Consider the following 5,664-nt stretch of genomic DNA (forward strand, 5'->3'; position numbering starts at 1 on the left):
CCATTCCTAGCCCCTTACCGCCCTGGTGCTGGCAGAGTTGAGAATACCTCGCGGTTATTCTCTCCCGGGCAGATCCCGCAGGTTACATTGTCCCGGCAGCTCCACACCCGGAGATTACTCTCCACGCATGTGCCGGTAGGAAACCGATGGCAGAACATCGGGTTACATCGTTCTGATAAATGACCTCCTGTGATTTTTCAGAGTGTGTAACAGAAATTTATACGACATCACGTCGCAAATAACGCCGCGTTCAGACGCGGCTAACTTTGGACGCTTTATGCGCGAAAATAGGAGCGAAGCGATCGCGCATAAAGTTAGCCGTCGGCCTGCAGCGCATTTTATAGCTTTTTCATCAATGTTACTTCGGTTGGTGATGCTAGCCAGTGTTCGAATTTTTGTGCAACCAACTTTGTATGCTCTTCTTGATGATGGTTGTTCAGGGCAGCTTCTGTCTCCCATTCTTCATACAGACAAATGTAACGCCCACAATCTGATGTAAAAAGATCAAATTTAATACAACCAGCTTCGTTTCTTGTAGCCTCTAGCATTCCCAACAATTCATTCTTTGCTGATTTAAAGAACTCATCCTTTGGTGTGATTTTTGCGAAAACGAAAGGGTTATTTTTTGACATGAAATCCTCTCTTTCAGACTAACTTTTGCTATAATGAGGCTGTAGAAAAACTCCGGCCTCTTCTTGCTGTTCATATTTCACCTAAAAATCGTGATTCTACGTGAATTCTGGGCCAGTTCTGATTGCGAAAAGCATTTCAGGGCACTCTCCGCACGGAAAATNTAAAAATCGTGATTCTACGTGAATTCTGGGCCAGTTCTGATTGCGAAAAGCATTTCAGGGCACTCTCCGCACGGAAAATTTACCTGCTTCAGGATTACTCGAGTTTTTCTACAGCCTGAACGCCGCCATAAATTGCGGCTTTGTAGTTGATTGTTTTGTGGTAGCGTAGCGTTAAGTCACAAAACAAGCGACGGAAAAGCCGTCAATTTGATGGCCTTGTTAAATGCTGACTACCCACCCAGCTAGGCTTATTTACGTAATGGTAATTAAACAACAAACCCGTAACACCGCCGGCTAAATTCCAATAGATGTTCTCCAATGAGGTAGAGAAGCCAAAGCAAATAAAGGTGACCGAAAGCCCCAATAAACATGCCGTGTAATAGTTAGCAAGGCCGTACCTATTGAGTACTACATAGATTGGCCCTGCCGCAACCATTGAAATAAGACATGAAGCAATGGCCGTAATAAAGTAAAACAGCATGGCCCCACCAATTGCATCACTAATAAAATCCCGCCCATCTCCCATTAGTAAGGCGACCATACCAAGAAATACAACAATGCTTCCCAAGAAAGAGGAGTAAATAGCACTGGTAAAAATATTGGGAATGATTTTTCTCATAGGCATTTAACGCCAGTGTTCAGCGGCCGGTTTGCGTTGCGCAGAGTAGCAAATTGGTCCGGTGGAGGCCCGTCAGGGCCGGAACGAACTGCAACTACTTTTATGAGATGGCAAAACAACTTTAAATTGCATGAGCTCACCAACAATCTCGACTGTGCCACTGATGTTCAAAAGACCAGATTTCTGCGATGAAATTTGAAGCTTAACGATCGGATTGTGCTCCATCATGTAAACAGCGCATTCAACGCGCCCTAGTTGAGCATCCGTGTATTTGGCTTTTCCAAAACGCGGGAGCTTTAATCGCCGAATATATAATTCAGGAGGGTACAAAGCCCAGTCCCACTTCCCGATTTCATTAAGAGATGATAATTGGGCGTTGGAGCCGCAAACGTTCACATCCAGACGAGCACCAAGCCAAGACTTGCTGTGACGGACTTCCGTCTTTGATTCGTCTATTCCGAATTCATCCTCGCCGATCATGAACACCTAAAGCAGCTCCTGTACCTCATAACGCCCGCCATCACCGGAGGCAAAAATGGCGCGAAGCAGAGTTTTTGACTTCCGGTGCATGGCATTGTTAGGCATTTTCTCGCACTCGGCAAAGCTGCGACGCAAGAATAAACTCGCAATAGTTAAACTTGAAAGTCTTATCAGGATCATACACCTAGGCTAAAAACGGCCCGTACAAGTGGAAGTGGTTCACTGTCTGTGGCAACCCATAAGCGTGGAAATCAACGGCCAACAACGCCTCCGCTGCCTCACAAAGCATGAAGTGAAATTGCAGAGCACTCTCGTCTTTCTCGTAGTTCGCGAACTCCAAGGCCAGAAACTCTCCAGATGATTTCGCAACCTCAAAATACTTCCAGGATGCCGGGTCCGTCCCGTCGCACTCTCTCGTTTGAAACGAAATAGCGGAATATTCATGCCACGGGAAAACGTCGTAGAGGACGCCCGAGACTGTTTTATCTTGCCAAGCTTCAGAAGGCACCCTAGTGGTCCATGCGGTAAATTCTGTAACACTATCTCTTCGCCACAGGCCCCCGTGCTGCGTTGAAAAAGCTTGAATTAGCGCTGCTAGTCCTGCGCTTTTTCGCCTTGCCCTGGAACCTGTGGCTGTGAGCTAGAGTCACCGAATTTACCGCATGAACCACTAGCGAGTAAATTCTCTATATCCTCTTTAAAACTCAAAGCTTCCCCTTAACGATAAGTTCGGTGCCTAACAGTTATATCGTGGTCGTTACGACCGATATCATCCCGAATGATGTTTCAGGCTGAAATTGACGCCAGCATGCCCGCAATCCGCCGTGTCGTCAAGGTTTCAGCGATATTGGTACTATCGTCTCGAATTGCTGGACCCATCGTCACGGCGCATATCCCCTTGCTCTTACATACCGCCAACATGTTGATTTTTTCTTAAAAATTTTGGCCTCTTCTTGAAGGTATGCCGAGATATCGATCTCCAGGGCCGAAATGTCGAGCCCCGTTTGGTCATTTCTACGAAAGAGTGTATAAATATATAGTGGTGATCGAGCGGAGGATTTTTCATGGAGGATATCCCTGTACCTGTACCTGTTCCGGCGAGGCCGGAGCGGTTTATGGATCGTCTGCGGGCTTTTATGCGGGCGCAGCATATGGCTTACCGGACGGAGAAGACCTATTGCCTGTGGGTTCGCGATTACATCCGTTTTCACCAGATGCGGCGTCCGGAGGAGATGGGCGCGCCGGAGTGTGGAGGCGTGGTTGGCGTATCTGGCGGGGCAGCGCTCGGTGGCGGTCAATACGCAGAAGACGGCTTTGAATGCGGCGGTGTTTCTGTACCGCCAGTTTCTGGGCATGGAGCTCAGGGAGCTACAGTTCGGCAAGGTCAGCAAGGGGCGCCGCCTGCCGGTGGTGTTCAGCCACGGGGAGGCAATGGCGGTCATCGGCAGGCTGAGCGGTCACCACCGGTTGGCGGTGTCGTTGATGTATGGGGCGGGGTTGCGGGTGATGGAGGCGGTCCGGCTTCGGGTCCGGGACTTGGATTTTGAGCAGCAGTGTCTCTTTGGTGCGCGAGGCGAAAGGTGATAAGTGGCGGCGCACCCTGCTGCCGAAGTCACTGGTAGAACCTTTACAGGCGCAGGTCGAGTTGGCGCTGGCGTTGCACCGGCGGGATCTGGAGGAGGGGGACGGTGAGGTGTACCTGCCTTTCGCGCTGGCAAAGAAGTATCCGAAAGCTGCGCGCAGCCCCGGCTGGCAGTATGTGTTTCCCGCCCCCGAAAGGTCCGTCGATCCGCGCAGCGGGGTGATGCGTCGGCATCATCTGGGTGAGCAGCGGGTGCGCAGGGCGGTGGCAGACGCGGGTATCCGCAAGAAAGCCAGTTGTCATACCTTCCGGCATTCCTTCGCCACCAAGTTGCTGGCTTCCGGTACCGATATTCGCAATATCCAGGAGTTGCTGGGGCATAGCGATATCAACACCACCATGATTTACACCCATGTGGTCGGTGTTCATGAGCGGGGCGTGGTCAGCTGGATGGATTGACCTGCCAGGCATAAGTACCGCCGATGTTGGAGGGTAGGAGAGGGGAGGTAGCCTTCATCGTTCGGCGTCGCCTGCCAGACGGTCCGTTGCAGTTCAATTTCTGATCACATGCCTGCTGGACGCTGGCCGGTTCAAGCCTATCCCCATTTCCTCAAGTCAAGACTGCACTTTTATTTTCAACACATTAGAATGCGCGGCTTTTTGGCCTTTCAGGGGATTCTGAAAGGGCGGTCTATTGTTGATCTTTAAGAAGTAGTTTGAAGTTGTATGATCGTATTTACCCTTATCAATTAAGCGACGGACGATGTCTGGGTTGGCACCGCGCGCGAGGGGGCGGCGCCGGAAGCCCGGTTCAAGCAATTTCAGGATGCGCTTGAGCTGGGTATTGACCATCCGTTTTATGAGGAGTTGAAGAGATTTGGCTCGGATGCCTTCTCGGTAAACCTGTTTGCGGCCGCGGAAGACCCGACAGAACTGAAGATGTTCACGGAAGAGGCGCTGGAGGCCTACGATGGTAAAAGTCTTGCGGGTATAAAAACGGTTCGCCCCAGTACCCCCAAAGCGGCCCCGGCTCCCAGGCCGAAGCCCCGATCCCGCGCCGCGGTGGCCAGGAAGACGTCTACAAAAGGTAATTCCAAAACCGCCTCCCGGGCGGGCAAGGAAGAACTTCCGAGCGGCCGTACCGGGAGTGCCGCCAAAGAAAAGAAGATCAAGGAGGTCATCGAGGCCGAGAAGGCGGCCATCGCCGCTGCCAAGACAAAGCGGGCCGAGGGAGAGGCCGACGAAATGAAGGCGATCCTGGCGGGGCTGGATGCCCGCGGCTCGACGCTCAGAAAGCGCTGAAGTAGGGCGCAGCTCACGCGCCGCCCCGAAACTGCCGCTCCTTTTTTGCAAGCAAAAAAGCCCCGCGATACGGGGCTTTTTCGGTTGCGCGTCAGGCAGGAGCGGGGCTACATAGCCGAAGGCCATGACTGGATAGTAGATCTCGACCTCGAAAAATTTTTCGACCGCGTCAACCATGACATCCTGACGTCGTGCCTGGCGCGGAGAATTGAAGGCAGGCGACTACTCAAACTGATCCGCCGCTACCTTGAGGCGGGGATAATGAGCGGAGGACTTGAAAGTACAAGGAGCAAAGGGATGCCGCAAGGTGGTCTCCTCTCCCCGCTGCTCTCCAACATTCTGCTGGACGAGCTGGATAAGGAACTGGAAGCCCGGAGATACCGCTTCTATCGTTATGTGGATGACTGCAACATCTACGTAAAAAGCGAGCGAGCCGGGAAGCGGGTGTATCGGCGAGCCAGGATGCTGATGAGGCTGGGGCTGGGCAAAGTACGAGCATGGACTAGCGCCGCCAATGGTTGAAACCCCTGGTGGAACACGGACGCCTCGCACATGAACCAAGCAGTGTCGAAGCGCCTTATCGAGGTTCTCAGTTTTTGCAATCTTAGGGATTTCGTTAAAAAACTGTTGAATAGGCGAAGTCAGAGCCTCATTTATTCTTTATGATAATTTTCGTCTCTGGTTTATCCTTCTGGTCAGGTTTTAGGTCTAGGGATTGGAATGATGCTGATTAGAGATTCGCTAACTGCTATGTAATCTGGGACCCCGGACTGCGATCTCCTTCTTATTCATAGGTATGAGTTACAACAGAAAGGAGTGTAGCCCATAGGACTGCTGGCTAGCGTTATTAACCCGGCATTCAAATAGGCATCATGCGGCATATCGAA

At 51.4% G+C, this 5,664-nt stretch carries 8 protein-coding genes; 4 read left to right on the top strand and 4 right to left on the bottom strand.

From position 1 onward, the window contains the following. Positions 1–338 precede the first annotated feature (338 nt). From OQE62_RS19080 to OQE62_RS19090, 3 genes are all read right to left on the bottom strand, one after another. Complete coding sequence (locus tag OQE62_RS19080; RefSeq protein WP_265723634.1) at positions 339–632, bottom strand: putative quinol monooxygenase; 294 nt, start codon at positions 630–632, stop codon at positions 339–341. A gap of 364 nt (positions 633–996) precedes the next feature. Then, positions 997–1,413 carry a hypothetical protein gene (locus OQE62_RS19085; protein WP_265723635.1) on the bottom strand — a complete coding sequence of 139 codons (417 nt, stop codon included), beginning with the start codon at positions 1,411–1,413 and terminating at the stop codon, positions 997–999. 72 nt (positions 1,414–1,485) lie between these two features. Then, positions 1,486–1,899: a hypothetical protein gene (locus OQE62_RS19090; RefSeq protein ID WP_265723636.1), complete on the bottom strand. Its 414-nt coding sequence runs from the start codon at positions 1,897–1,899 to the stop codon at positions 1,486–1,488. A 1,254-nt stretch (positions 1,900–3,153) separates the two neighbouring features. On the opposite strand from OQE62_RS19090, the gene OQE62_RS19095 reads away from it, so the two are divergent. Both OQE62_RS19095 and OQE62_RS19100 read left to right on the top strand, forming a co-directional pair. Further along, positions 3,154–3,477: a tyrosine-type recombinase/integrase gene (locus OQE62_RS19095; protein ID WP_265723637.1), complete on the top strand. Its 324-nt coding sequence runs from the start codon at positions 3,154–3,156 to the stop codon at positions 3,475–3,477. Beyond that, complete coding sequence (locus OQE62_RS19100; RefSeq protein WP_322746592.1) at positions 3,437–3,934, top strand: tyrosine-type recombinase/integrase; 498 nt, start codon at positions 3,437–3,439, stop codon at positions 3,932–3,934. The genes OQE62_RS19095 and OQE62_RS19100 overlap by 41 nt, the downstream gene beginning before the upstream one ends. A 156-nt stretch (positions 3,935–4,090) precedes the next feature. On the opposite strand, the gene OQE62_RS19105 is transcribed toward OQE62_RS19100, so the two are convergent. Beyond that, the gene (locus OQE62_RS19105; RefSeq protein ID WP_265723638.1) at positions 4,091–4,327 is read right to left on the bottom strand and encodes a hypothetical protein; all 237 of its coding nucleotides are present in this window, start codon (positions 4,325–4,327) and stop codon (positions 4,091–4,093) included. A gap of 15 nt (positions 4,328–4,342) precedes the next feature. On the opposite strand from OQE62_RS19105, the gene OQE62_RS19110 reads away from it, so the two are divergent. Further along, the gene (locus OQE62_RS19110) at positions 4,343–4,777 is read left to right on the top strand and encodes a hypothetical protein (protein WP_265723639.1); all 435 of its coding nucleotides are present in this window, start codon (positions 4,343–4,345) and stop codon (positions 4,775–4,777) included. Positions 4,778–4,822: 45 nt separating this feature from the next. Next, positions 4,823–5,299, top strand: coding sequence for a reverse transcriptase domain-containing protein (locus OQE62_RS19115; protein ID WP_265723640.1), 477 nt, complete (start codon positions 4,823–4,825; stop codon positions 5,297–5,299). The last annotated feature ends 365 nt before the right edge of the window (positions 5,300–5,664 follow it).

The sequence above is a fragment of the Microbulbifer halophilus genome (genome assembly GCF_026183675.1).
GTDB lineage: Bacteria > Pseudomonadota > Gammaproteobacteria > Pseudomonadales > Cellvibrionaceae > Microbulbifer > Microbulbifer halophilus.